At 60.1% G+C, this 25445-nt stretch carries 18 protein-coding genes; 11 read left to right on the forward strand and 7 right to left on the reverse strand.

From position 1 onward, the window contains the following. Positions 1-213: 213 nt before the first annotated feature. A complete protein-coding gene (locus V5E97_RS15995; protein ID WP_406700296.1) occupies positions 214-2106 on the reverse strand; it encodes a hypothetical protein in 1893 nt (630 codons plus the stop codon). Positions 2107-2351: 245 nt separating this feature from the next. On the opposite strand from V5E97_RS15995, the gene topA reads away from it, so the two are divergent. Then, entirely contained in the window at positions 2352-5042 is a 2691-nt protein-coding gene (gene topA / locus V5E97_RS16000) for a type I DNA topoisomerase (protein ID WP_406700297.1), read from the forward strand. A gap of 96 nt (positions 5043-5138) precedes the next feature. Beyond that, positions 5139-5414, forward strand: a complete 276-nt coding sequence (locus V5E97_RS16005) for a glutaredoxin family protein (RefSeq protein ID WP_406700298.1) — start codon at positions 5139-5141, stop codon at positions 5412-5414. Positions 5415-5542: 128 nt separating this feature from the next. On the opposite strand, the gene acpS is transcribed toward V5E97_RS16005, so the two are convergent. Beyond that, positions 5543-5968 (reverse strand): holo-ACP synthase, encoded by a 426-nt coding sequence (gene acpS / locus V5E97_RS16010; RefSeq protein ID WP_406700299.1) that lies wholly within the window; start codon positions 5966-5968, stop codon positions 5543-5545. 292 nt (positions 5969-6260) lie between these two features. Between acpS and V5E97_RS16015 the strand changes: the two genes are divergently transcribed. The 8 genes from V5E97_RS16015 to V5E97_RS16050 all read left to right on the forward strand — a co-directional run bounded on the left by V5E97_RS16015 (position 6261) and on the right by V5E97_RS16050 (position 16014). Continuing rightward, positions 6261-8552, forward strand: coding sequence for an ATP-dependent helicase (locus tag V5E97_RS16015; protein WP_406700300.1), 2292 nt, complete (start codon positions 6261-6263; stop codon positions 8550-8552). A gap of 153 nt (positions 8553-8705) precedes the next feature. Further along, positions 8706-9425, forward strand: coding sequence for a pyridoxine 5'-phosphate synthase (locus tag V5E97_RS16020; protein WP_406700301.1), 720 nt, complete (start codon positions 8706-8708; stop codon positions 9423-9425). 115 nt (positions 9426-9540) lie between these two features. Next, complete coding sequence (gene dapA, locus V5E97_RS16025; protein ID WP_406700302.1) at positions 9541-10440, forward strand: 4-hydroxy-tetrahydrodipicolinate synthase; 900 nt, start codon at positions 9541-9543, stop codon at positions 10438-10440. A gap of 343 nt (positions 10441-10783) precedes the next feature. Then, positions 10784-11182: an ArsR/SmtB family transcription factor gene (locus V5E97_RS16030; protein WP_406700303.1), complete on the forward strand. Its 399-nt coding sequence runs from the start codon at positions 10784-10786 to the stop codon at positions 11180-11182. Positions 11183-11718: 536 nt separating this feature from the next. Then, positions 11719-12432: an OmpH/Skp family outer membrane protein gene (locus V5E97_RS16035; protein WP_406700304.1), complete on the forward strand. Its 714-nt coding sequence runs from the start codon at positions 11719-11721 to the stop codon at positions 12430-12432. A 221-nt stretch (positions 12433-12653) separates the two neighbouring features. Continuing rightward, complete coding sequence (lpxC, locus tag V5E97_RS16040) at positions 12654-13976, forward strand: UDP-3-O-acyl-N-acetylglucosamine deacetylase (protein WP_406700305.1); 1323 nt, start codon at positions 12654-12656, stop codon at positions 13974-13976. 95 nt (positions 13977-14071) lie between these two features. Beyond that, positions 14072-14878, forward strand: coding sequence for an acyl-ACP--UDP-N-acetylglucosamine O-acyltransferase (gene lpxA, locus V5E97_RS16045; RefSeq protein ID WP_406700306.1), 807 nt, complete (start codon positions 14072-14074; stop codon positions 14876-14878). Beyond that, positions 14875-16014: a Gfo/Idh/MocA family oxidoreductase gene (locus V5E97_RS16050; RefSeq protein WP_406700307.1), complete on the forward strand. Its 1140-nt coding sequence runs from the start codon at positions 14875-14877 to the stop codon at positions 16012-16014. Before lpxA ends, V5E97_RS16050 begins: the two co-directional genes overlap by 4 nt. 55 nt (positions 16015-16069) lie before the next feature. On the opposite strand, the gene V5E97_RS16055 is transcribed toward V5E97_RS16050, so the two are convergent. Continuing rightward, complete coding sequence (locus V5E97_RS16055) at positions 16070-17536, reverse strand: DUF1501 domain-containing protein (RefSeq protein ID WP_406700308.1); 1467 nt, start codon at positions 17534-17536, stop codon at positions 16070-16072. Positions 17537-17540: 4 nt separating this feature from the next. Beyond that, a complete protein-coding gene (locus tag V5E97_RS16060) occupies positions 17541-20741 on the reverse strand; it encodes a PSD1 and planctomycete cytochrome C domain-containing protein (protein WP_406700309.1) in 3201 nt (1066 codons plus the stop codon). Between the two features lie 354 nt (positions 20742-21095). Between V5E97_RS16060 and V5E97_RS16065 the strand changes: the two genes are divergently transcribed. Beyond that, a complete protein-coding gene (locus tag V5E97_RS16065; RefSeq protein WP_406700310.1) occupies positions 21096-21233 on the forward strand; it encodes a hypothetical protein in 138 nt (45 codons plus the stop codon). Positions 21234-21281: 48 nt separating this feature from the next. On the opposite strand, the gene V5E97_RS16070 is transcribed toward V5E97_RS16065, so the two are convergent. The 3 genes from V5E97_RS16070 to V5E97_RS16080 all read right to left on the reverse strand — a co-directional run bounded on the left by V5E97_RS16070 (position 21282) and on the right by V5E97_RS16080 (position 25344). After that, positions 21282-22592, reverse strand: coding sequence for a P-loop NTPase and SpoVK domain-containing protein (locus V5E97_RS16070; protein ID WP_406700311.1), 1311 nt, complete (start codon positions 22590-22592; stop codon positions 21282-21284). A gap of 372 nt (positions 22593-22964) precedes the next feature. After that, on the reverse strand, positions 22965-23858 hold the full coding sequence (locus V5E97_RS16075) for a glycoside hydrolase family protein (protein WP_406700312.1): 894 nt from the start codon (positions 23856-23858) through the stop codon (positions 22965-22967). Between the two features lie 301 nt (positions 23859-24159). Then, positions 24160-25344, reverse strand: a complete 1185-nt coding sequence (locus tag V5E97_RS16080; protein WP_406700313.1) for a M20 family metallopeptidase — start codon at positions 25342-25344, stop codon at positions 24160-24162. Between the last annotated feature and the right edge of the window lie 101 nt (positions 25345-25445).

Raw genomic sequence — 25445 nt, forward strand, 5'->3', positions numbered from 1 at the left:
ATCCAAGCTCCAGGATCGTCAGTCTACCGGGTGACAGTGGGCACGTCAAATCCCGCCCTCGAGGTTGCGTGGCGTATCGGCCCGAAGGACGAGACGCTCTGCCTCGAAGTTGTCACGTCGCGGCTTGGCTGACGGTCATCATCTTGCTGGGCTTGAACAGTCGCGGAGCCACGTAAGAGGCACCCGGCCGCTGGGGCCGGGTGCTCGTGGTCCTTACTCCGCGGGAGTGGTGTTCCGATCCTGCTCGTCGGTCGGAACCCAATCCTTTTTCAACCCGGCGTCGGCGCGGAGGCGAGCCATCCAATCATCGGCTTGTCGCCGCTGCGCATTTTTCTCCGCCTCAAACCGATACCGGAAATACTCGCCGTTCGGCGCATAGAGCGTTCCGAAGGTGGCCGGGATTTGCTGGCCGAGCGTCAATACATAGTAGTTGTTCTTCGGTTCGTCGGGAGCTACAGCGACTTTACCAGCGCTCAGCCCAAAATAAGCCTCGCGGAAGAGATCACCCGCATTTGGGATCTGGGGGAATTCAACAGCTCTCGTCGGGCCAGGCTGAAACATTTGGTTCGGAAGAGGGAAGCCCGCTTCCAGCTTGGGAACCGGCGGTGTGGTGATGACCTTGTGCCCACTGATGGTCTCATCCTTGATCGAACCACCAGACTTTCGGATTTCCTCGGCAAGTTCATTCGCGGCCTTCTCGGCCAGAGGTCGCGCCTGGGCCATTTTCCAGGCGAGGTTGACCTCGGATTGAATCTCTTTGAAGGGAGGAACACGGGGCGGCACGTCCTCAATCTTTCGAGCGAGGAACCGTCGTCGCAAGATGTCGGTGAACTCGACCGGCTCAAAGAGCATGGTCTTGGTGTCGAAGAATTCCGAGGCAAACTTCCGCCCGCCGCTGCCGGGTGTGAGCCCCACTTCAGCGTCGTGGATCTCGCCGTAGTTTTCGGCCTGGCTTCTGGCCAGCAACGGTGTGATCTCGTGCATGAAGCCCTCGGCCTTGGCGAGGTCCTTCAACTCATTGAGCTTGGGAAGCGTGGCCGAAGTCTTCTCCCCTTGCTTCTTGGCTTCGCTGATCTCATCGAGCGCATCGTGATAGGAGTCGGCGAAGGGAATCATCGCCTCGTCCTTGAGCTTGCCGAACTTCTCGACGATTTCCGCTTGAGCTTTTTCCTCGGCAATCGTCGCGGGCAGAAACGCCCTGACATCTTCAAACGACTGAACCTGGGGCGGAGTGAGTAGCGCTCGCGGATCGTTGGCGAACAAGTCGTCGGGCAACTCCGACGTCTTCTTGTATTCCGCTTTATGGTTTTCGTAGTAAGTCCGAAGCTCAGCCTCGGTGAGCCGCGATTCGATGGACTTCGCGAGCGCGGCCCCGTCGATCGAGAGGATTTCAACTCGGACCTGGCGGGGGATCTTGAAGCCGGGCGTGTCGCGAGTGGGGTCGGGCAGGACATCCTTATACTTTTCGTAGAATGCCTGCGCCTGCACTGGGGTCGGCTCGGAGACTTTGTCGAGGAAGCTCTCGACGGCGAAGGGAACGATGCGGGCGGAGATCCGTTCGTTCTGATCGCGATAGGTCTGGAACACGTCGAGCGGCGTCACAACGGGACTGGCCGAGAGCTGCCGGACTTTGGCGATTCGCACCTGGTTGGCGATATCGCTGAGGATCTGCTCACCGCTGACCTGGTTACCGAAGCGGCTCAAGGTCGCCTCGAAGAGATCCCGATTCATCTGGCCGTTTGTCGCCTGCTTCAACCATTCGCGGCCGACATCCGGCCCCGTTGGCATCCGAAGTGCATCGGCCTCATGCTGGAGGATGAGCGCGTCGACGATCGACCGGGTGTTGATGTCACCGAAGATGGGACTTCCCGCTAGCGCCTCCATGAAGCGGTTGGCATTGTTCCGCTGGACCGCCATCTCATTGAGCTCGCTCCGGTAAACCGGCTTATTGTAGAGTTCAACGACGACCGAATTTTGGTCGGGTCCGCCGGTTCCGGGGCTAAGAAGGCGAGGCAGAGAATCCGCCAGTACGAAGCCGAACATTGCGAGGATTGCAAAGACGGCGAGGAGCTTCCGCTGATGGCGTCGAAAGACCGCGAACGGCATGGGGATCCTCTAGGCTCGATTTCAGGCCGTCGGGTTCTTGTAGAGGGCCTCCCCCCTTGACACGCCCCGATACCCTAGCTATTTGAAGGGCGCAGGCATTTTGCAGACCGGCCCAATCCGTAGTGTACCAAGATTCGTTGCCGGGGCAATCGCAAACAGGACACCCCGCTAGCCCCCGTGATCGCGTCCGGACTACCCGGCGTGTTGACCCAACCAGGCTCGGGTGAATAGGATAGGAAGGCACCGTGGCTCGCAAGTCCGCTAAGTCGTCCCCAGAATCAACCCCCAAAACGCCGGCCAAACGTGCGTCGTCCGCTGATACCAAGACCGCGAAGACGGCAAAGGCTGAGACCAAGAGCGCCAAGAGTCCAGCGAAGAGTTCCGCTAAAACGACGAAGAAAACCACGACGCCTCAACGTCGTGCCACTTCGGAGGGGGGCAGCGGTCGTTCGTTGGTGATCGTCGAGAGCCCGAAGAAGGCGAAATCGATCAACAAGTTCTTGGGTACAGCGTATGTGGTCAAGGCCAGCATGGGGCACGTCCGGGATCTGCCCGAGCGCAAGCTGGGCCTGGACGTGGAGCATGGCTATCTCCCCTCCTACGAGATCATGAAGGGGAAGAAAGATACCGTCGGCGAGCTGAAACGCGAGGCGGCCAAGGCCGATATGGTCTACCTGGCGACTGACCCTGACCGTGAAGGGGAGGCGATCGCCTGGCACTTGCAGCAAGCACTTGATCTTCCCGACGAGCGCGTGCGTCGGGTCATGTTTCACGAGATCACCGAACGGGCGGTCAAGGAGGCCTTTCAGCACGTCGGTCCGATCAACATGGAAATGGTCAATGCGCAGCAGGCGCGGCGGTTCCTTGACCGGTTTGTGGGGTACCAGCTCAGTCCGCTCCTCTGGAGCAAAGTGGCTCGCCACCTGAGTGCGGGGCGGGTTCAGTCGGTGGCGGTCCGCTTGATCGCCGACCGCGAAAAGGAAATCCGCGCCTTCGTTACGGAGGAATATTGGAAGATCACCGCAACGGTCAGTCCGGAAGGGGCAAAGGCGGAGTCCGACCGCTTTGAAGCCTTATTGACCGAGTGGCAAGGGGCGAAATTCGAGGCGGGGAACGAGACGGATGCCACGGCAATCCGCGACGCCCTGGCGGAGGCCCCGTTCAAGGTCGCCAGCATTGAGGAAGTGGAGAAGCTCGATAAAGCCGACGCTCCGTTCAAGACGAGCACCCTGCAGCAGCAAGGGGCGATCCGCTTGCGGTTCTCCGGTAAGCGGACGATGAAGGTGGCTCAGGAGCTTTATGAAGGTATTGACGTCGGGACCGATGGCCCCGTCGGTCTCATTACCTACATGAGAACGGACAGCCTCAGCGTTTCCAAGGAGGCGATCGAGAATGTCCGCGAACTGATCAAGACCGACTACGGCGACCGTTACCTTCCGGCCAAGCCACATCGCTATGCCGCGGGCAAGTCGGCTCAAGAGGCGCACGAGGCGATTCGGCCTACCGACCTGAGCCTCTCCCCTGACAAGATCAAGGGCAAGCTCTCGATCGATCAGTTCAAGCTCTACCAGCTCATTTACCGCAGGTTCGTGGCCAGCCAGATGACTGCCGCGGTCTTCGCGGTGACGAACGTCTCGATCGCCGCGGGGGAGGGCCTGTTCAAGTCCCAGGGCAAGATCCTCAAGTTTGACGGCTACCGCCGCGTCCTGTCACCGGCGGGGAAACAGGAAGATTCGCTCCTGCCGCCGCTTGCGGCCGATCAGGCCCTCGACCTGCTCTCGCTCGACCCGACGCAGCACTTCACCCAGCCCCCGCCGCGGTTCACCGAAGCAACGCTCATCAAGGCGCTGGAAAAGGAGAATATCGGTCGTCCGAGCACGTACGCGCCGATCATTCAAACAATCCAGACGCGACTGTATGTTGAACAGAAGGAGCGTCGGTTCTTCGCCACCGACCTGGGGATGATCGTCACCGACCTCTTGGTCGAGCACTTTCCCAAGATCATGGATCTGAAGTTCACCGCCAAGATGGAGGATGAACTCGACGAAATCGCCTCCGCCAAGGAGGAAATGGTCAAAGTCCTCGACGACTTCTACCACCCATTCCAGGACGCCCTGAAAGTCGCCGAGAAGCAGATGCAGAAAGTGCAGGTTCCGTCCTCGGAAGTCTGTCACGTCTGCGGCGCTCCGATGGTGGTGAAGTTCAGCAAGACGGGACAATTCCTCGGCTGCTCGAAGTATCCCGAGTGCAAGTCGACTCGCCCAATGGACGGCTCGGCCCGCCCGGCGGCCGTTGAGACCGAGCATATCTGCACGAAATGCGGCAAGCCATTGATGCTCCGCGAGAGCAAACGAGGTCAGTTCCTTTCATGTTCCGGTTACCCGGCCTGTAAGGAATCGTTCAATCTCAACGAGCAAGGGCAGCCGGTTCCCTCGGTTGTGGAAACGGAGCACGTTTGCGAGAAGTGCGGCAAGCCCATGGCCCTGCGCCAAGGCTCGCGAGGGAACTTCCTGGGCTGCACGGGCTACCCCAAGTGCCGGAATACGCTCCCGGTCGACGACCAAGGGCAACCCGTGACCCCCGTCAAAGTTGAGGTCAAGTGCGAGAAGTGCGGTGGCCCCATGGGAGTCAAACGGGGAAAGCGAGGCGCATTCCTCGGCTGTCTGAATTATCCCAAGTGCCGCAGTACTCAACCGGTGCCGGAGGAACTCAAGGAGCAGATCGGCGAGGGGCCGGGAGCGGCTGCCTCCGCGGGGAAAGACGACCTGAAATCGATCGTCTGCGATGAAACGTGTGAGAACTGCGGAGGAGCCATGACCGTTCGAGAAGGCCGTCGGGGCTACTTCCTCGGCTGCGCCAACTTCCCCAAGTGCAAGGGAACGAAGGAACCAGGCGAAGCGACCCTGGAAAAGATCACCGCCGTGACCGGTCGGTAGAACCATGGCGCATCGTTTGCATTAAAAAAGATCAGGAGCGGCCCGACTCGTCCGTGAGCCGGGCCGTTCTCATTCTTTCTCCAATGAGGCACTCCGATGCGGCAACCGAACGTCACCGTCTACGGATCCGTAGCCTGCCCGGACACCCAGCGCATCAAGAATTTCCTCGAGGCCCAAGCTTTGGCCTACGAGTACAAAGACGTTGATGAGTCGCCGGAACTCAATGACTATCTCGCCGACCTCAACCACGGAAAGCGAGTGATTCCGACCCTTCGGCTCAACAACATGATCCTGATCAATCCCAGCGAACAAGAGCTTGGGCTGGAACTCAAGAGCCTGGCGAGTCTGATCGACTCGAGCCGTGATTCCTGAATCAAGGGGTGAGCAATCTCTTCCCAGGCTCAGGTAAGCTGGGGGGCCGGTCGGGCCCCTCGTGATTCCACTTTTCGGGGTCAACCGGCGCAATCGCGTTTGAATGACGGCAGGCGGGGCAGGGCTTCCTATTCCTGACCTGCTTCTTCGATCGTCATCGGGGTGGGTCGCGAGAGACTCAACGCGATCGCGTATGCGGTGGCGTATGTTCGGCAGTGTGAAATCGAAATCAGGATGTCGCCAATTCCCTTCTGCAACGCGACCTCCTTGGCCCCGCCGCAGATCAGGACCTGGGGCTGACCCACTCCCGTCGTTCGGACCTCCAGGTCCGTCCAGGTCAGCCCTCGGCTCCAACCGGTCCCCATTGCCCGAAGGATGGCTTCTTTCGCAGCCCACCGGCCGGCGAAATGCTCGATCGCATGCTTGCGAGCTTGGCAATAGCGAATTTCGCGTTCGGTGTAGACGCGGCGGAGGAATAATTCACCGTGCTGTTCGATCATCTTGCCGATTCGAGGACATTCGATGATGTCAGTGCCAATGCCCAGGATTTCCATGCCGGTTCGTTTTCCTAGGTGAGATCGGTAATAAGATGTCGAATGACTCCAGTTTAATCCAAGGGGTGTTCGACGTCCAAGTCGGTGTCTCAACCCCGCTCAGGGACGGTGACCCCACCGGGCTCAAGGTACGGTTCTGCGGTCCACGGGCAAACTCGGCCCCCTCCACGACACGAAGTCGGCTCGCGACCTCGTGGGCCGTGCGCTATACTTATACGACGAAGACGCGAGACTGCCGTCCCTTGTGGCACGCTCTCCCCGTATGATCCTTCTCCCAAGGATGAATTCCTCGATGGATTTGTTTGCCGATCTCACCGAACCTCAGCGCAGTGCGGTCTCGCATGTCGAGGGGCCGCTGCTGGTCTTGGCTGGCGCCGGATCGGGCAAGACGAGGGTCATCACGAGACGCGTCGCCAATCTTCTCCAGCAAGGGATCGCGGGACGGAATATCCTGGCTCTCACGTTCACGAACAAAGCCGCGGGTGAGATGCGCGAGCGAATTGAAGCGCTGGCGCCCAAGTCCGACGTCTGGGTCGGCACGTTCCATAGCTTATGCGCCAGATTGCTGAGAACCTACTCCCCCTTGGTCGGGATCGATCGGGGGTTCACCATCTACGATCAGTCCGACCGGCTCCGCGCCGTCAAGCAGACCATGGCCCGGCTCGACCTCGACGAGGTCTCCGTTCCTCCCGAGCGGATCGACTCTGCGATCAGTCGGGCCAAGAACGACCTGATCACTCCCGATGTCATGTCGCGAAGGATCGGTGACCACACAGACGCGATCGTCGCCAAGGTCTACCGGGCTTACCAGGAACGACTCCAGGAGTCGTCGGCCGTTGATTTCGACGACCTGCTCGTTCATATCGTCACGATCTTGAAGACGAAACCGGACGTCCGCGCTCACCTCGATGCAAAATTCCGTTATGTCTTGGTTGATGAGTATCAGGATACGAATCTGGCTCAGTATGCGATCGTTCGCGCCCTCTCGACCGATGTCCCCAACCTCTGTGTTACCGGAGACCCCGATCAATCGATCTACGGTTGGCGAGGCGCAAATCTCAACAATATCCTTGAATTTGAACAAGATTTCCCAGGTTGCCGTGTCGTTAAGCTTGAACAGAATTATCGAAGTACCAAGAACATTTTGCAAGTCGCGGATCACTTGATCCGGTTCAACAGTCGACGTAAAGCCAAGGCGTTGACGACCGAGAATCCGACCGGTGCACCTGTTGAACTGACGGTGTACTCGAACGAGACGGAAGAGGCCCGTGGAGTCGCGACGAAGATCCTCGGGTTTGTTCGGGATGGCGAAGTCAAGTTCGGTGAGATTGCGGTTTTCTGTCGGGTGACCGCCCTGACCCGAAACTTCGAAATGACCTTTCGGGCCGCGAAAATCCCGTATCAGATTGTGGGTGGGGTCTCGTTTTACGAGCGTCAGGAAGTCAAAGACGTCCTGGCCTACCTCAATTTACTCGTCAATCCGAAGGATGATGTATCCTTCACCAGGGTTGTGAATGTTCCTCCCCGCGGCCTGGGGAAAACGTCGCTCGATCATCTCGCGGCACGGGCCAAAGCGCTCAAGCTTCCCCTCCTGGCGATGGCTCGGCAAGCCACGGCGGTCCCCGGTCTGAAGGACAAGGCGGCGCGAGGCTTCCGTGACTTCGGCATGCTGATGGACGAGCTCTCGGCCTTGCGCGATCATACGGCCGAAGAAGTCACTCGCAAGCTCCTTGCGCTGACCGGCTACCGCGAGTATCTCGCGGAGGATTCCAAGACGAACGGCGAGGAGCGACTCGCCAACCTCGATGAACTTGTGTCCGCGGCCCGCGAGTTTGACCGGGAGCATCCCGGCGCTTCCATCATTGATTTTATGGAGGAAATCAGTCTCTCGTCCGCGGTCGATCGCTGGAAAGACGAAGGGGGGGCCGTCACCCTGATGACCCTGCATGCCGCTAAGGGACTCGAATTCCCGGTGGTTTTTCTCGTCGGGTTGGAACAAGGGATCCTCCCGCACTCGCGGGTTCGGGATGACGAACGCGAGTTGGAGGAAGAGCGTCGACTGCTGTTCGTGGGAATCACACGTGCCGAACGCGAACTCTACATGAGTCACTGCCGCGTTCGTGAGTTTCGGGGCCAGCGGCAGGCGACGATCCCGTCATGCTTTCTGGGGGAGTTGCCCGAAGAGCCGATGATTGTCCGGGATCTTTCGGAAAACGACATGGGCTCGTCTTCCGTCGGCTGGCGGCGTTCGGAGTCCTCGGCGCCTTGGACGCCACGTGGTTCCACGCCTCCGGCTTCGCGTGGCTCCGCGCCCTGGGCGCCGCGCGGGCCGCTGCCCTCGGCTCCACCGAAAGGCTTTCGGCTGACGACTGCGGCCGAACTTGGCGGCGCCTCGGCGTCTCCGGCCAACCTCGGCGACTTCCGCCCTGGTGTTTCGGTGCTCCACCCGCAGTATGGGATCGGTCGGATCATCGCGATCGATGGTGCCGGTCCGAACCGAAAGGGGCGGGTCGCCTTCACCGTCGGAGGAGAGAAGACGTTTGTCCTTGCCAAGTCCCCGCTTCGTCCGGTGAATGGTAAGTAGGACTCGAGTCGGCGATCACCTTTGTGATTGGCTCAAACTCAGGCGCGTCTTCGTTTTGCTTCAAGGGTCTCGTCGGTTCGATGGTATTCGCCCCTCCCCTTCTTCATTTTTTGGGGGGGGATTCAAAAGGGCCTAGCAAGGAAGATTCAGAGCATGCCACGCCTGGGAGTCAACATCGATCACGTCGCGACCCTTCGCCAGGCTCGCGGGGGAAAGGAACCTGATCCGGTCTGGGCTGCCGCCCTGGCAGAGCTTGCCGGCGCCGATGGGATCACGATCCATCTTCGGGAGGATCGTCGACACATCCAAGATCGGGATCTGCGCCTGCTCCGAGAGACCGTCAAGGTTCGGCTCAACCTCGAACTTTCGGTCGATCCCGCGATCATCGCAATTGCTCTCGAGACGCGCCCGGACCAGGTCACGTTCGTTCCTGAACGACGTGCCGAGCTGACAACCGAAGGTGGGCTTGACGTTCTCGGCCATCGCGAACGCGTTGCCGAAGCCATCAGTCGGTGTCGGGATGCCGGGCTGGAGGTCAGCCTGTTCATCGACCCCGATCCTGCCCAGGTCGAGATTTCCCTCGCGCTGGGGGCCCAGGCGGTCGAGCTGCACACGGGTCGCTATGCTGATGCCGTAACCGATGCCGAACAAGCCCATGAGCTCACTGCGCTGGTCAACGCGGGGCGGATCACGGTCGCCAGTGGTCTGAAACTGCATGCCGGGCATGGTCTGAATTACCTGAATGTCGGTCCCGTCGCTCGACTGGATGGAATGACCGAGCTGAACATCGGCCATAGCATTATTTCACGGGCCGTCTTTGTTGGACTCGAGCGAGCGGTTCGAGAAATGAAGGATTGCTTAATTACGAGATGAATCGGTTGATTTGACTGAACTGCCTTGGAGATATGGGCTTCCCTATCAGGCAGTCGAGTCTTAGAATTGACACGTAGTGTGGTCGTGAGCGGATTTTCGAGGGCGGGAGTTCGGAATGTCATCCAAGGGTCGAATGTTTGCCGGGTGTACCGTTGCGTTGGTCACTCCGTTTCGCAACGGCGAGGTCGATTATCCCCTCCTTCAAGAGTCCGTTGACTGGCACATCTCCCAGGGAGTTCCCGTCCTCAGCCCCGTGGGCACCACGGGCGAATGTCCGACGCTCACTCACGAGGAGCATGAGCGGGTCATTGCGACGGTCGTCGATCGCGCGGCAGGCCGTGCCAAGGTGCTTCCGGGGACCGGTTCGAATTCCACGGCCGAAGCTGTGCGGCTGACACGATTTGCCGCCAAGGCGGGAGCCGACGGGGCGCTGGTCGTCTCTCCCTATTACAACCGCCCGATGCAAGAGGGGCTCTACGCCCATTTTGCCCAGATCGCAGAGAGTGTGGACCTTCCGCTTGTCCTCTACAATGTTCCGGGGCGTACCGCACGGAACGTCGACCCTGAGACGATTGAACGGCTTTCCAAGCTGGGACCAATTGTCGCGGTCAAGGAAGCGAGCGGCTCACTCGACCAGGTGAGCGAACTCCTCGGCAGGACCGACCTCACAATTCTGTCGGGGGATGATAGTCTCACGCTCCCCATGCTCGCCCTCGGCGCCGAGGGGGTAATCTCGGTGGTGGCCAACCTCGTTCCACGAGACATGATGGCCTTGCTTACCGCGTTCGAGCAGGGAAACCTGGCCGAGGCACGTCGGCTCCATTTGAAGCTTTTTCCGCTCTGTCGCGATCTTCTCGCCATCGCTGCAAACCCCATCCCCGTCAAGACGGCACTCTCGTTGCTGGGCCGCGGCAACGGCGAGTTCCGACTCCCGCTCTGTCCTCCGGTAGAAAGCGCTCAAGAAGCCATTCGGACGAGTCTAACTCGCTATGGCCTCTTGACCGGTATTGCATAATTAACTGAACGGCCTAATTGATCGATCCAGAATGAGCTTTGGATTCGAGGCCAGCCGCGCTTTTATTGAATTCGGTTTGGCCTTCGGATCGTTTCCTCTTTCCGGGATTGTTTATCCTTCGACTGCAATCAAGTTTTCTTGGTTGAGATTAGACGTACACTTCACACATCCTTCCCCCCTCGGTCGATTCTCGGGCGCACTCTGGCTCGTATCCGCACGAGAATGGATGTTCCCCCCGTTTTCGACGGGTTCGTCTCTCCCGAGATCAATGGCGAGCTCAGTGTAGATGTGACGCACCCATTGATCTCGATTGTTTGTCCTTTTGACACAAGTTGAGGTTTTCATGGCACGCAAGACCGTCAAGCGATCAACCGCAGTGAGTGCACCGACTGAGACCCCGCAGGAGGTGTCAGAACCCGCCGTTCGTGAGCTCGCTCAGGTTTTCAAGCTCCTCAGTGATGAGACCCGGCTTCGCATTCTCTTTTATCTGGCGCAGAATGGTGAGCTTCACGTCACCGATCTGTGCAACCGCCTCGGCCAGAGCCAGCCCGCGGTGAGCCATCACCTGGCCCTCCTGCGCGTTTCAGGGCTGATCGAAGCCAGGCGCGAAGGCAAGCACAATTACTACAGCGTCCTGACCGAGCACTTCGCAGAGCTGTTGGTCAGCCTGTTCTCGGCCACCGGAGAGATGCCGCGAAAGGTTCGGTTTCACGACTTCACTCTCACTTACTCGGGAGAGTGAGAACGATCAGGTTTGGGGCTTGTTCGAGCTAGGGAAAGCACTTGCTCGGCGTGCGGCGTCTCTCTCAATGACGAGGGAGGTCAAAGTGACCGAGCATGCTCGACCTTTATTTTTGGATGTCCTGGAGCGAATCGGACGAGCTCCAGGACAGCCGGGGCTCACGCTCTCGAACCCGCCACGTTGCAGGTGGGAGCAGAAAGCTCCTTAAGAGTCGGCTCCGCGAACGATCGTTTTCGGATCGCGAAGGGGTGGTTCGGCAAGCCTGACGCCTGCGATTGGGGAGCGTCCCGTTCCTCATCAAGGTTCGACTTGACCTCCTTGGCGGTTCGGTGCAAAATGCCGCTCGACATGGAGACCCCGTGTCTAGACGTCGTTGCAGGGTTTCCTGCGCGATCTGGACCGGGCCGAGCGGTCTGCAAACCAGGTCCTCTTGACGTGATCAAGGCGGACGTAGCAGACGCTCCCTCGGCGTGGTCGCCGGGTGTTTTCGACGATCTAGCGGCCGCGCCGGCGGCCAGTCAAAAGGAGTTGAACTGATGGTCGTCTCCTCTCGCGCGGTCGCGGCGGTCAGCCTTGGCCTGATCGGGGTCATGGCCCTGGCCAGCTCATCACAGGGACAACAGCAAGATGTCGCCGTTCGAAAGACGACGACCCAAAGCGCCGCAGGTCCTGCCCCCGCTCCGGCAACATTCGGCTCGATCGATATGACGGCCGTCTTTAAGGGCTACGACAAGGTCAAGGTCAGCGGCGAAGAGTTCAAAGCCGCCGTGATGCTCAAGAAAAAAGACCTGATGGGCATCATGCAGCAGATGCAACAGGAGTCGGAAAGCCTAGCCAAGATGACGCCTGGTAGCAGCGACGCTTTAAAAATTGAAGACAAGCTGACCCAGCTCAAGGCGTCGAACGAGGCGGGTCGCGAACAGGCGGAACGCGAGTTCGCACTTCGCGAAGCCGAGATGCTTGCCACGCTCTACAAAGAAATTCAGTCGATGGTCACTCGAGTCGCCAAGTTCCGCGGCATGACCTACGTCCTGCGTGTCTCGAATGATCCGGTAACCGGCTCCGACCCTAACTCGGCGATGCGTGCGATCGAGCGGTCGGTGGTCTATGCGGATACGACGAACGACATCACCAAGGAAGTGGTTCAGTACTTGAACGCCGAGTACAGCAAGAGCAGGGGGGGCGCGACTCCCAAGGCGACCTCATCGGTCACTCCGAATCCGGCAAGCGTGAAGCCGGCCGGAAACTAACATCGCGGTTCACCTTGAACCTAGCGACTCATGTCTCATTGAGGTCTTTGAAGATCTCTCGATGTCAACGCCAGGTCAGCACGTCACGCTCGAACCAATCGTGTTTGTGTCGCGCTGACCTCAGGTCGAGACCACGGGATCGGCTCTGGCAGGCGGAGTTCTGGACCGCGCCTGGGCCCAGTGTCTGACGAACCTCAAGGAAGAGGGAGCCGTCGAAGGCAATGGTCACGACGAGGCGATTGCAGAGAACGATTGCTCGTGAAGCGGAAGTCCGCGGCGTGGGCTTCATCCAAGGGGCCGACGTCGCCGTGCGATTTCGGCCGGCGGAAGTTGACCAGGGCGTGGTTTTCGTGCGTACCGACTTGCCGGGTCGGCCGTCGGTGCCCGCTCATATTCGCCACGTCATCCCGCGGCAACGCCGCACGACGCTTCAGCAGGGCGAAGCCATCGTCGAGATGGTTGAGCATGTCATGGCGGCCCTTTCCGGGCTCCAAATCGACAACTGCGTCGTCGAGATCGATGCCCCAGAGACGCCCGGTTGCGATGGGTCGAGCCAGGCGTTTGTCGAGGCGCTTCACAGCGCCGGCGTTGTGGAACTCGATCGCGAACGCGAGACCCTGGTGATCGAGCGGCCGATCACTGTTCGCGAAGGGAAGGCCATCCTCACGGCCCATCCAGGTTCCGACGACGGTCTCGTCCTCTCCTATCATCTCGATTACGGACGGCACACCCCGATCGGATCTCAGAGCCTTTTCGTCAACGTCTCTCCGGAGACGTTCCGCGAAGATCTCGCCCCCAGCCGGACCTTCCTGCTGGAAAGCGAGGCCAAGGCGCTTCGCGCTGCGGGAATCGGCTCAAGGACGACGGAATCCGACCTTCTGATCTTCGGTCCGGACGGCGTGATCGGGAATCAGCTTCGTTATCAGGATGAGTGTGTTCGGCACAAGATCCTCGACATGGTCGGTGATCTCGCGCTCCTGAACAAGGACCTGAGCGGGCATGTGGTCGCCCACCGCTCGGGGCATCAGCTCAACGCCGCCTTGGTCCGGAAGCTTTGGGATGCCGTCAACTGCAAGGCCTCCCTTCAAGGGGGCGGGCAGGGCCGGCTCGAAATCAACGATATCATGCGGATTTTGCCGCACCGTTACCCGTTCCTCCTGGTCGATCGGGTCATGGAGCACGACCCGGCTCGTCGGGTTGTCGCTTTGAAAAACGTGAGTTGCAACGAACCATTCTTTCAGGGCCACTGGCCAGGCCGACCGATCATGCCTGGTGTCCTGATCGTCGAGGCCCTGGCCCAAGCCGCCGGCATCATGATCGCGGATTGGGTGGATCCGAGCGAACAAGTGGCTTTGATTATTTCGATCGACAAAGTCAAGTTTCGGAAAGCGGTCATACCGGGCGACCAACTTCGGCTCGAAGTGACAAATCTTCGGACCAAGAGCCGCTCAGCCTACGTGCAAGGGGTCGCTACGGTCGATAATCAAATTGCGGCTGAGGCCAAGATTCGCTTTGTGATCGTCGACTCGGAACGCCCCGCATGATTTGAGTGCGGGCGGAGTGAAGATGCAGTGCCTGGTTCGGTCTGGTGCCAAGGATGGCGCCTCCGACCCTCAAGGATTTGAGGATAATCGATATCATGGCCACGCTGATCGCCGATACGGCTTGCGTTGATCCCCGAGCTGAGCTCGCCGACGATGTCGAGATCGGTCCTTACTGTGTGCTCGGGCCAGACGTGAGGGTCGGCCGGGGCACCCGTCTCATTGCTCATGTCTGCATGTTAGGGGTCACGACGGTCGGGGAGATGAACGTCTTCAGCCCGTTCACCGTGATCGGCGGCGATCCGCAGGACGTCAGCTACAAAGGGTCGTCGACTCGGGTCGAGATCGGGGACCACAACATCATTCGTGAGAGCGTCACGATCAACCGCGCCACTGAGAAGGAAGATGGGGTGACCCGCCTGGGAAGCCACAACTTCCTCATGGCGGGGGCCCACATCGCTCACGACTGCAAGCTGGGTGATCGAATCACCATCGCCAACGGTTCGATGCTCGGTGGTCACGTCCACGTCGAGTCGCATGCCAGCATTTCCGGGGGAGTGGCGGTCCACCACTACGCGACCATCGGCGCCTATAGCTTCGTCGGCGGCCAGTCGCGGATCGTTCACGATGTGCCGCGATTCATGCTGGTCGACGGCAATCCGTCGAAGATCCGCTGCATCAACGTCGTTGGTTTGAAACGTAACGGCGTCAGCATGGAAGGGATCGATGCCCTTCATGAAGCACATCGATTGATCTATCGCGCGAAAATGAGCGCGAAGCATGCGACCGAAATCCTCGAGTCGCATGGGCACCTCGTGGCTGAAGTGCGAAGTTTGCTCGAATTCATCCAGGCCCAGCAAGAAGGTAAGCACGGCCGGGCCCGCGAACGCTGGAGAAAATCATGACGCGCTCGCGAGTGGCAGTCGTTGGGGTCGGACATCTGGGCCAGCACCATGCCAGGATCTTATCACAGATCCCCGAGGTGGAGCTGGTTGCCGTCGCCGACTCACGAATCGAACAGGCTCGAAGTGTCGCCGAGAAGACGGGCACCCGCGCGGTGGCCGACTATCGCGAACTCCTCAACGAAGTCGATGCCGTCTCGATCGCCGTCCCCACGTTCATGCATCGAGAAGTGGCCGGGGATTTTCTGGCTCGGGGCATCGCCACGTTGGTCGAGAAACCGCTGGCTTCCAGTTCGGCCGAGGCTGAAGAACTCGTGGCGCTGGCCCAGGTTCGCCGCACCTTGCTCCAGGTTGGCCACGTCGAGCGATTCAATCCCGCACTCTCCGCCCTCGACGGGCTGCCGATGCGGCCGAAATACATCACGGCAGAGCGGCTCTCGACTTATACTTTCCGCTCCACCGACATTGGCGTTGTCCTGGACCTGATGATTCACGACATCGACCTCGTCCTGGCGATGAACCCGGGCCCGGTTCGATCGGTCGTGGCCGTCGGGGTCAGCGTCTTCGGTGGTCATGAAGACGTGGCCAATGCGCGGATTGAGTTTGAGGATGGATGCGTCGCCAATCTGACGGCCAGCCGAGCGAGCTTTCAGGCGATGCGCAAGATGCGCCTGTGGTCGGCGGAAGGCTATGCCATGCTCGACTTCATGACCAAGCAAGGCACCCTCGTTCGCCCCTCAGAACAGCTCCGGCGCGGACAAGTTGATTTGGCCGGCGTGGATCTGACGAACCCGGCAGCAGTCAAGGACCATCTGTTCGGCACGGTGCTTCGCGTCGATCAGGTCCAATCCGAGATCCAGGATCAGCTCAAACTCGAGCTGGAAGATTTCGTCCAGGCAATTCGTTCAGGCACGCCTCCGAAAGTGAGCGGCCAGCAGGGCCTCAGAGCGATGCGACTGGCCAGCGAAATTCTCCGAGCGATCCAGACTCATCAATGGGAAGGCATTTCCGACGGTCCGATCGGCCCGCACCATCTGCCTCAACCGCTCGCTGCTCAGAATAGCCTCTTGAAAGGGCCCTTCTCGTGGCGAGCCCGATCGGGTCGATCGACCACGTCCAACACTTCCCAGAATCAGTAGCGTCCGCTCGCCACGTCTGGGTTGGTTCGTGGATGACAGGCGTGTGCTTATGTCCTTAAGCGAGAATCGCCTGAATGAGCTCGCCGTGGACGTCGGTCAGCCGGAAGTCGCGACCCTGGTATTTGAAGGTGAGACGCTTATGGTCGAGCCCGAGTAAGTGGAGAATCGTGGCCTGTAAGTCGTGAACGTGGACCGGGTGCTCGGTGATGTGAAAGCCGAGTTCATCGGTGGCACCGAGGGTGATTCCAGGCTTGATCCCACCGCCGGCGAACCACATCGTGAATGCTTGAGGATGGTGGTCACGCCCCATGGTTCGACCGAGCGTGGCGTTTGACTCGACCATGGGGGTACGGCCAAATTCGCCTCCCCAGACGACGAGCGTCTCGTCGAGAAGTCCACGCCGTTCGAGGTCCAGGATCAAGGCGGCGGCCGCCTGGTCGGTCTGGCCGCACTGATTTTTGAGTCCGCCGGCCACGTCGGAATGATGGTCCCACCCCTCGTGGTACAGGTTCACGAACCGGACCCCACGTTCGACAAGCCTTCGTGCCAGCAGGCAATTGTTGGCGAACGACGCCTTCCCGGGTTCGGCTCCGTAGAGCTGGATCGTCTCCTGGCTTTCGCCCGCAAGGTCCATCAACTCGGGGGCGCTGGTCTGCATCCGATAGGCCATCTCGTAGGCGGCGATCCTGGTCACGATCTCCGGGTCGCCTACGTCGTCGAGCCGCTTCTCATTGAGATCTCGGATGAGGTCGAGCGAGTCGCGCTGGAGCCGGCGGTCGAAGCCGGGCGGGTTCGCGACGTTCAAGATCGGGTCACCCGTGGATCGGAATGGAACACCCTGGTAGGTACTGGGCAGGAAGCCACTGCTCCAGTTGGCCACGCCCCCACTCGTTCCTCCCGCTGAAGAGAGGACGACAAATCCAGGTAGGTCCGCGGCGTCGCTGCCCAGGCCGTATGTGACCCACGACCCCATGCAAGGGCGGCCGGGGAGTGATGACCCGGTGTTGACGAAGATTTGCGCGGGGGCATGGTTAAACTGGTCGGTATGCATCGACTTGATGAACGTGATCCGGTCGACCACCTTGGCCAGGTGGGGAAGCATCTCGGAAAGTTCCGCCCCGGACTGGCCGTGTCGCGCGAACTTGAAAGGAGAGGCCATCAGGCTGGAATCCGGCCTGATAAAGGCGTACCGCTGATCCTTGACAATGTCGGCAGGGACCGGTTGACCGTCGTACTTTTGTAGCGACACCTTGTTGTCGAAGAGGTCGAGTTGGCTAGGCGCCCCCGCCATGAAGAGATAGATCACGTGCTTCGCCTTGGGAGCGAAGTGGGGCGGCTTGGGGGTGAGCGGATCGACGGCGAGTGGGATCGCAGCGCGCGATTGGGATTCGAGGAAGAGAGACGTCAGCGCAATCTTGCCGATCCCGACGCCGCACTCGCGAAAGAAATGCCGACGAGTGGATTCGTGAACCAAAGACGCGGGCCGTCGCTCCGGGGTCGATTCGAAAGTGAACGGTTTCACAGTCTTATTCCTTCGAGATCGTCTCGTCGAGATTAAGCAAGGCACGCGCCACGGTGGTCCAGGCCGCCAGTTCGGGGAGATTCTTGAGGTCACGGACCGCGTTGGCGTCCAGTCCGGTCACCCCGGCCGCGTCGGCTTCACCGAGGCGGAACCGCTCGCGTTGTTGATGATAGAAGCGAGTGAGCGTGGTGATCTCTTCGTCACGAGGAAGGCGAGTCAGACAGAGCCGGAACGCGTGGCGAACGCGAGCCTGATCGTCGCTGGGTGCCTCATCAAGCACGCGCTGAGCGAGTGTGCGCGCGGCTTCGACGAAGACGGTGTCGTTGAGTAAAGTCAGTGCCTGGAGAGGGGTGTTCGACCGTTCGCGCCGGACGCAGGCTGTTTCCGAAGTTGGGGCGTCCATGATTGTGAACGACGCGTATGGTGCCGTACGTTTTGTATACGTGTACAAACCACGACGGAATCGATCGGATCCATGGCTGGTCTTCCAGGGGACGCTTCCGTAGGCCAGCGAGGTGACCCCTTCGGGTTGAGGCGGGAAGACGCTTGGACCGCCGATCGCCGGATTGAGCAGGCCGCTGGCGGTTAGGGCGATATCTCGGACCACTTCGGCTTCGACGCGAAATCGGGGGCCACGCGCCAGCAATTCATTTTTCGGATCGCGTGCCAGTTGCGCTGGCGAAATCCGAGAATCCTGCCGGTAGGTGGCGCTTGTGACGATCAGTCGGTGCATGGCTTTCATGCTCCAACCGCGTCGAATGAATTCGGTGGCCAGCCAGTCGAGCAACTCGGGATGGGTTGGCTTTTCCCCTCGGGTTCCAAAGTCGTCGACGGTGGCCACGAGTCCTCGGCCGAAGTAGGTCTGCCAGACCTGGTTCACAACGACCCGTCCCACCAGCGGGTTCTCTTCCGCGACCAACCAGCGAGCCAGCCCTAGCCGGTTGCGCGGCTCATCTTTCCGAAGCGCGGGGAGCACCGATGGCATTGCGGGTTCGACAGGGTCGGTGATTTTGAGGAATTCTCCACGTTTGTGGATGTGAGTGGTCCGGACATGCTCGGGCAACCGTTCCTGCATCACCATTGTTGTTGGCTGGAGCGGGAGTGACCGCCTGAGCGCGGCGATCTGCTCGTTCTGCTTGGCCAGCTCGGGTGCAATGCTCAGGAAATGGGATTTGAGCCTCGAACGTTCCGCCTCGGTCCGCGACTCCGGGGGATGGAGGAGGATTTCCTCGATGTCGGCAGGTACCTTCGATGCGCGGATCGGTCCGCGATCCGACGTGGCCGAGATCCGGAATCGTCCGATCGTCATTTGGTGAATCCCTTCCTGACGCAGCGTCAGCGTCAACTTGGAAGGTGAGCCATCGCCGACTTTTTCTCGGAATTCGAAGACGGCTGCGTGTGCCCGCCCAACCCCCCCCTTGACCGTCCAGCCTGTATCGGGAATACCATCCACCGCGAGGGCCGCCGGTCGATTCGGTTCGGAATAGTCTTCGCTTGCGTGCTGGATCGGGACGGGCCGGGAAGGGCCGTCACCCTGCGCCGGTTTCGCTGCCACGAGAAGCTCCGTCAGCAGGAAGTCTCCCACCGAGAACAAGGGAGCACGCCCCGGACCGCCGTCAGGGAGGCTTGGGTCAGGAAGTACCTCCAGCCGGAGCGCGGTGATCGCACTCAGGTCGGTTGCGAGATCGACCTCATAGGTGTCCTGGTTGGGCTTATCGCCGCTGGCAAGTACGGAGAGATCGTCAAGGATGGTGAGCGTCGCGTGGTTTCGCGACACGAGCCGCGTTGGCCGCAACGGGGTCCAGTGAACGGCTCTGACCTCCTTTTCCCACTCCGCGATCCGCTTCTGGAGCAACTCCGAGGGTTTGTTAGCGACGACCTCCACCGAGGTCGAGTCTGGCTCCTGGGATTGGTTGGGAGTCGAGCTCCGAGACTGGCCAGGTGATGACTTGTCGGCCACGACCCACTGCGCTTCCAGGCCGGCTTCAAGCGTGGCGATCTTGGCTTCGATTTCGCGGCGCTTGGTGGTGATCTCCGACTCCGGCACCTCGATCTCGGGTTCGTCCGCATTATTGAAGAAGGAGAAGAATTGATAATACTCGCGCTGGGTAATCGGGTCGTACTTGTGAGTATGACACTGGGCGCACTGAATGGTCAGGCCCAGCCAGACAGCGCCGGTCGTGGCGACTCGATCCACCAGGGAGGTGAAACGGAATTCCTCGACGTCGATGCCTCCCTCTTCGTTGATCATCGTGTTTCGGTGAAAGCCGGTGGCCACCTTTTGCGAGAGGGTGGCGTTGGGGAGGAGATCTCCTGCAATTTGCTCGACCGTGAACTGATCGAAGGGCATGTCGGCATTGATCGCTCGGATCACCCAATCACGGTAGGGCCAGATCGACCGTTCCCGATCTTTTTCGTAGCCGTTCGTGTCGGCATATCGGGCGCGGTCCAGCCATCGCCGGCCCCAGCGCTCGCCGTAATGCGGTGACTCGAGCAGACGCTCCACGAGTCTCTCATAGGCGTCCGGACGGTTGTCGGCCACGAAGTCGTCCACTTCAGCGATCGTCGGAGGGAGTCCGATCAGGTCGAGCGAGAGCCGGCGAATCAAAGTGGTGCGGCCGGCTTCCGGTGCCGGGGCCATGCCTTCTCGGTCCAACCGCGCCAGAATAAAACGATCGATCGGGTTCCTTGCCCACGCAGGATGCTTCACTTCGGGAAAATCGGCCCGCACAGGGCTGCGAAACGACCAGTGATCGCTTGAAATCGACGGGGAACCGGCCGGATCATCGGGCCATGTGGCGCCCTGATCGATCCAGGCACGGAGTATGCCAACTTGGGCCGGGGTCAGGCGCTCGCCATTGTCTTTGGGAGGCATGACATCGTCCTCGTCGACCGCGGACACGAGTTCGATCAGACGGCTCTCGCCACTCTTACCGGCCTCGAACGCAGGGCCTCCGTCACCGCCAGCGATCGCCCTCGCCTTGATGTGAAGGCTCAAGCCCCCTTTCTGGCGCTGAGGGCCGTGGCAGCCATAGCAGTGCTTGGCGAAGATCGGCTGGACCTCCCGGGCGTAGTCGATCTTATGACTGGCCGGGGGAGGAAGCGGCTCGGCGTTGGCGGCCCGGCCCAATCCGATGAGGATCACGAAATAGACGGTTCGAGATAATCGCAACCGCCACGATCGGACGCCCTGCGTTGGAACCATGACTCAAACCACTCCATCAAACAGGGTCGTGAATCTTGTCGTGGTTCCTTCAGCCCACCGGACTCGGTCGCATTTGCTTCAAACGAACGCACAGCGGGCAATGCGCTGTTTGGGGGTATTGGGGAGGATCGATCGGGCGCACAACGGGGCGGGCGTTGGTCAGGAACCTAACAAGCCAAGTTAGCAGAATTTCGTGGGCTTGACTATGTATCCACCTGAACTGTAGGTCTTTGAGTATGAATCACGGCGACGTGGCCCAATCGTTGAAATCCCGGTTCTCGCGTCGTAGCTTGCGCTTCTTCCTACCTTGAATCCGTGGGAACTCGTCCCTTTTTCTCCGAAGGGGAGTCTGTGATGCCACGTCGAGAGTTCATCAAGGAGTCGAGGGCCGGACTGGTGGCAACCACTCTCAACTCGCCGTTCGTTCACGCCAGCGACAAGGTCGGGGTCAAGAACTCCGCCGTCGGTGCTGGTGACCATCGTAACGAATGAAGATACGGCTGGGCCAAGCTCCCCGCTCAGCTCAACTCGAACGCGCGATCACATGACCGTGAAGTAGTTGCCCACGGCGATGTCGAAGTACTCGGGGGACATTTCGATATCAAGCTCATTGAAGATGCAGTGATTTCGAATTTGCAGCATCAGGTCACGCGGCTGACAGGCGCGAAAGGGACGCTCCGCCCCCAGGTAGTGTGTTTTGATGAGGTAGCTGATCGCATCCTGGTTGATCGACTTGAAGCCGAGTTTCGGCCCAAAGATCTCGAAGAGCTTTCGGAAGATGGCTTCGCTTGGATCGGTGACGTTGACCTTGTATGGGATTCGTCTCAGGAAGGCCTCATCGACCAGTTGCTTCGGCTCGAGGTTGGTTGAGAAGAGGATGAGCTGGTCGAACGGGACGCGGATTTTCTTGCCGTTGGCGAGCGTCAGGAAGTCGTATCGTTTCTCGAGCGGAATGATCCAGCGGTTGAGGAGCTCGATCGGCTGCATCCGCTGTCGGCCGAAGTCGTCGATCAGAAAGGTTCCGTTGTTGCTCTTCATCTGAAGCGGAGCTTCGCTGATCTTGGTCGCGGGGTTGTAGCTGATCTCCAGGTTTTCCATCGTGAGCTCACCACCGGCGATCAGGGTCGGCCGCCTGATCTCGATCCAGCGGTCGTCCTGATCGTCCATCCGCAGTAGGCCCCCCTTCCGCGGCCTCACCGCTTCGTGGCTGGCCGGGTCATAGAGCTTGAGGATGTGCCCCTCAATGCTGATGACCCGCGGAATCCAGATCGACGTGCCGAAGCAGCGCGTGATTCGCTCCGCGATGCTGGTCTTTCCATTCCCTGGATAGCCATAAATAAACATGCCGCGGCCCGAATTGATCGCCGCGCCCAGTGTCTGGAACATGTCCTCATTGATTAACAAGTCGGAGAAGGCGCGACGGAGGTCGGCCATCTTCGGCTGCTCGGCGTCGATCGTCTGGGCGGCGACCGATTCCACGTAGACCTCGAAGGGCACAGGGGCGGTGCCGACGTAGGCGCATTCCTCGAAGTGGTTTCGGGCGCGTGCTCGTCCGGTGTCTGTCAGCGAGTAATAGTAGTCGTTGGCCGAAGCATTATCGGTGTAGGCGACGATCTGTTGGTTCTTGAGATGGCGAAGAAATTCGGGGAAGGGACCGAAGGGCAAGCCCAGTTCGTCGGCGATCCTCCGGCCGGCGGCATTCCCAAAGTTCAGCAGGAACTTGAGGACGAGGCTTTCGATTTGAGCGCTGTTCAACCCCGCGGTGACGAAGTCGTTGGCTGGTCGGGGACGAAAAGGTTCTTTCCCCTCGATCGTCAGCGACGGGACAGTGGTTGGCTCAAACGGATTCACGGTGCGGCGACTCCCCAGCGAGTGGACATCGATCAGACGGCCGGTCCGTGCCCAGGAAGTGGCTGCGGCCTGGCCAGGTCGTTGTTGTTGGTCCCGCGACCGAACAGGGCCGTTGGAGCCATGGCAACGCTCGATCCTGACGATCGGCAACTTTATCGCCGTCACTCAACTGATAGGGTACGTTCGGCTTGACGTCAAAAATGACCGAATCGAAGGCACGCCGTTTCAGTAGGCTGGGGGAAAAATGCAACACCCGTGTTTTCACTTGGCGTGACTGGCAATTCGGCATAATGGAGCCAGACCAATGATGTACTGGGAGGGGGTTCACCGGAGCCGTTTGGTGTTTCGTCGAAACGACAAAAACGAGGGGACTCATTGTGGGTCGAGAGGCGTTGCCAGTGCGGTCCCGATTCCCGTTTTTCCATATCCGTTGCCACAGTAGAACAGCCGCAGTTTTCCATCCTCCTCGATTACGTTGGGATAGGTGGTCATCTGACTGTCCCAGCCGTGATCTGAAGGAGGGAGTGTCAGATTCTCGCCGGGCTTGCCGCGCTGCCACGAAAGACCATCCAGGCTTTCCGCCTCGCAGATCGAATAGGCCCCGAATTTTGTGCCGATCCCGGCGTAGAGCGCCCGCCAACGATCGCCCTCCCTCCAGACGTTGAGCGCGATGGTGGCTGCGTTCTCGTACGTTGCATCGAGTCGGGGTTGGAGAACGACCCGCCGGTCGAACCACTCGATGCCATCCCAGGAATGAGCGATCACGGACTGCTTGGCCTGGTCGATGAGCAAGCTCTTATCGGGCGTGCCGGTTGCCAGGGTGTAGTGCATCCGGTAGAGCGTCCGGCCGTCCGGCTGGAGCAGTTCGAGAATTCGTGCACCACCAGCAATCCCAGCGTTTTTCGGCCACTGCGGAAAACCTTCACCGGTCAGGACGGGCTCGTTGTGCAGGCGCTTCCAGTGAATCAGATCGTCGCTGACGGCGAGTCCAATCCCACGGAACGATTGCAGGCCGGCCCCGGTTTTTCCCTGTCCTGTGTAATACAGGTGCCAGCGATTCCCGATTTGATGCACACAGGGGAGAACACACCAGTTCTCATCGAAGGCTCCGGCCGATCCTGGCTCGAACAAGGGGCCCAGTCGTGTCCAACGCGTGAGGTCCTCGACAGGCGCGGTTGCCAGGCAGATACGATGAGCCCCGCGGGCGTCGGCTCCTCCATAAAAGAGCCAGTACTCATTCTCACGACGAATGACGAAGGGATTCATACACCGTTGAGCGTCAAAAGACTCACGTGGAGGAAAGATCGGATTCCGCACATCACGTATCCAATTGTGAATGCGAAAGGCGCCCGTGTCCTGAGGGACCGCCTTTGCCTCGGACGACGCGTGAAGTCCCCACGGCATGCTGGCAACGACACTCAGGAACGTGCGACGATTCCACGGTGTTGAGTTCATGTTCGCCTTGGTTTCTCGAGTCGAACCAATAGGAGTAGTCAGGTCCTGCCAATGGGGGCCTTCCGGGCTTCTGATTGTCCGGGGGAAGCGACCCAAGGGGATGCGGGGAACGTCAAGCTGGTCTGGGGCAGTAGGCAGCGGCGGTCAGGGCATAAACTTCGGCCACGCGAATGAGGTCATCGATCGAGACCCACTCTTCTGTCGTGTGAGCCCCTCCGCCACGGGCGCCGTGAGTGATCGCCGGCACCTGGGCGAGCGAGTAGAAGCTGTTGCCATCGTCGACGAACAGTTTGCCACCGATGGCCAAGGGGGCTCCCGATCGATCCCTATAGACTGACTGAAATGCCGTGACGAAGGGATCGGCCTGATCGAGGCGGAATGCGTCACGGATGAAGAACCAGTCGCAATCGATCTTGGTCCTGGTTTGCTGTGCCAGTTCGCCGAGGAAAGCGCGAAACTCGCTCTCGACGGTCCGCCGGTCCGTACCAGGGAGCCAACGACGCGTTCCTTGGAGCCAGCAGTCCTGCGGGAACTGGTTGTAGATTTCGCCGGCATGGAACTGGCCGATGAAGACACTCGCCGGTCCGCAGAGCGGGTCTGTAGGGTGAGAGAGCCGATCGTTCATGGCGTTGAGCCGGGTCACAAGCTCGGCTCCCGCCGCGATCACGCTGGGCTGGTCGAGCGGCCTCCTGACTTCATGAACGGGAGGACCTTCACGGTGGATCGAGACTTTCCAGGTGGCCGAACCACGCCCGATCACGGCCAATGGTTCATGCATTGGCTCGGGGATCAGCACCGCGTCACCGACGTATCCGTCTCGAATCATCTGGTCGAGTTGCCGCCCATCCCCCCAAGGAGCCTCGTGGAGGTCGTGAGCCGTGAGGAGAATCGAGCCGGCCGACAGGAGATTGGCGTCACGAATGGCCCGCAGCGCTTCGATCGCGGCGGCAAGCCCCCCCTTCATATCCGAGGCCCCGCTACCTCGAATCAGACCGTCCTCGACCGTGGGGGCGACGAATGGGAGGTGGACGGTATCCAGGTGGCCATCGAATTGAAGAGTTCGACCAGGTCGGCCGGAACTGTAGCGAACCGCGACCGCCGGGGCGGCAGGATGCCCCGCGACCGGGCGTTCGACGTCGAATCCGTCGTCGCGCAGGAACTCGGCCAGAAAGTCCGAGACTGCGCCGGCTTGGCCGGTCGGACTCGGGATCTCGATTAAACGAACCGCCGTCTCGGTCAGCCGCTGCCGATCGATCCGCAGTTCGGAAGGCCCGCCGGTCGTGTGGGTGGTATTCATGATGACCCGGATTATAGCGTGCCTCGAAGCCACTCTCTAACAGTCACCTCTGTGATTCGGAAGGTTCTCGACCATCGCAAGTCCGAAGGCTAAATTGGATG

Origin of the sequence: Singulisphaera photorubra, assembly GCF_045290345.1 — a bacterium.
Classification (GTDB): domain Bacteria; phylum Planctomycetota; class Planctomycetia; order Isosphaerales; family Isosphaeraceae; genus Singulisphaera.

Coding starts and splice junctions, on each gene's coding strand:
- V5E97_RS15995 (WP_406700296.1), bottom strand. CDS start 2,106: ATGCCGTTCGCGGTCTTTCGACGCCATCAGCGGAAGCTCCTCGCCGTC.
- V5E97_RS16005 (WP_406700298.1), top strand. CDS start 5,139: ATGCGGCAACCGAACGTCACCGTCTACGGATCCGTAGCCTGCCCGGAC.
- acpS (WP_406700299.1), bottom strand. CDS start 5,968: ATGGAAATCCTGGGCATTGGCACTGACATCATCGAATGTCCTCGAATC.
- V5E97_RS16015 (WP_406700300.1), top strand. CDS start 6,261: ATGGATTTGTTTGCCGATCTCACCGAACCTCAGCGCAGTGCGGTCTCG.
- V5E97_RS16020 (WP_406700301.1), top strand. CDS start 8,706: ATGCCACGCCTGGGAGTCAACATCGATCACGTCGCGACCCTTCGCCAG.
- dapA (WP_406700302.1), top strand. CDS start 9,541: ATGTCATCCAAGGGTCGAATGTTTGCCGGGTGTACCGTTGCGTTGGTC.
- V5E97_RS16030 (WP_406700303.1), top strand. CDS start 10,784: ATGGCACGCAAGACCGTCAAGCGATCAACCGCAGTGAGTGCACCGACT.
- V5E97_RS16035 (WP_406700304.1), top strand. CDS start 11,719: ATGGTCGTCTCCTCTCGCGCGGTCGCGGCGGTCAGCCTTGGCCTGATC.
- lpxC (WP_406700305.1), top strand. CDS start 12,654: ATGGTCACGACGAGGCGATTGCAGAGAACGATTGCTCGTGAAGCGGAA.
- lpxA (WP_406700306.1), top strand. CDS start 14,072: ATGGCCACGCTGATCGCCGATACGGCTTGCGTTGATCCCCGAGCTGAG.
- V5E97_RS16050 (WP_406700307.1), top strand. CDS start 14,875: ATGACGCGCTCGCGAGTGGCAGTCGTTGGGGTCGGACATCTGGGCCAG.
- V5E97_RS16060 (WP_406700309.1), bottom strand. CDS start 20,741: ATGGTTCCAACGCAGGGCGTCCGATCGTGGCGGTTGCGATTATCTCGA.
- V5E97_RS16065 (WP_406700310.1), top strand. CDS start 21,096: ATGCCACGTCGAGAGTTCATCAAGGAGTCGAGGGCCGGACTGGTGGCA.
- V5E97_RS16075 (WP_406700312.1), bottom strand. CDS start 23,858: ATGAATCCCTTCGTCATTCGTCGTGAGAATGAGTACTGGCTCTTTTAT.
- V5E97_RS16080 (WP_406700313.1), bottom strand. CDS start 25,344: ATGAATACCACCCACACGACCGGCGGGCCTTCCGAACTGCGGATCGAT.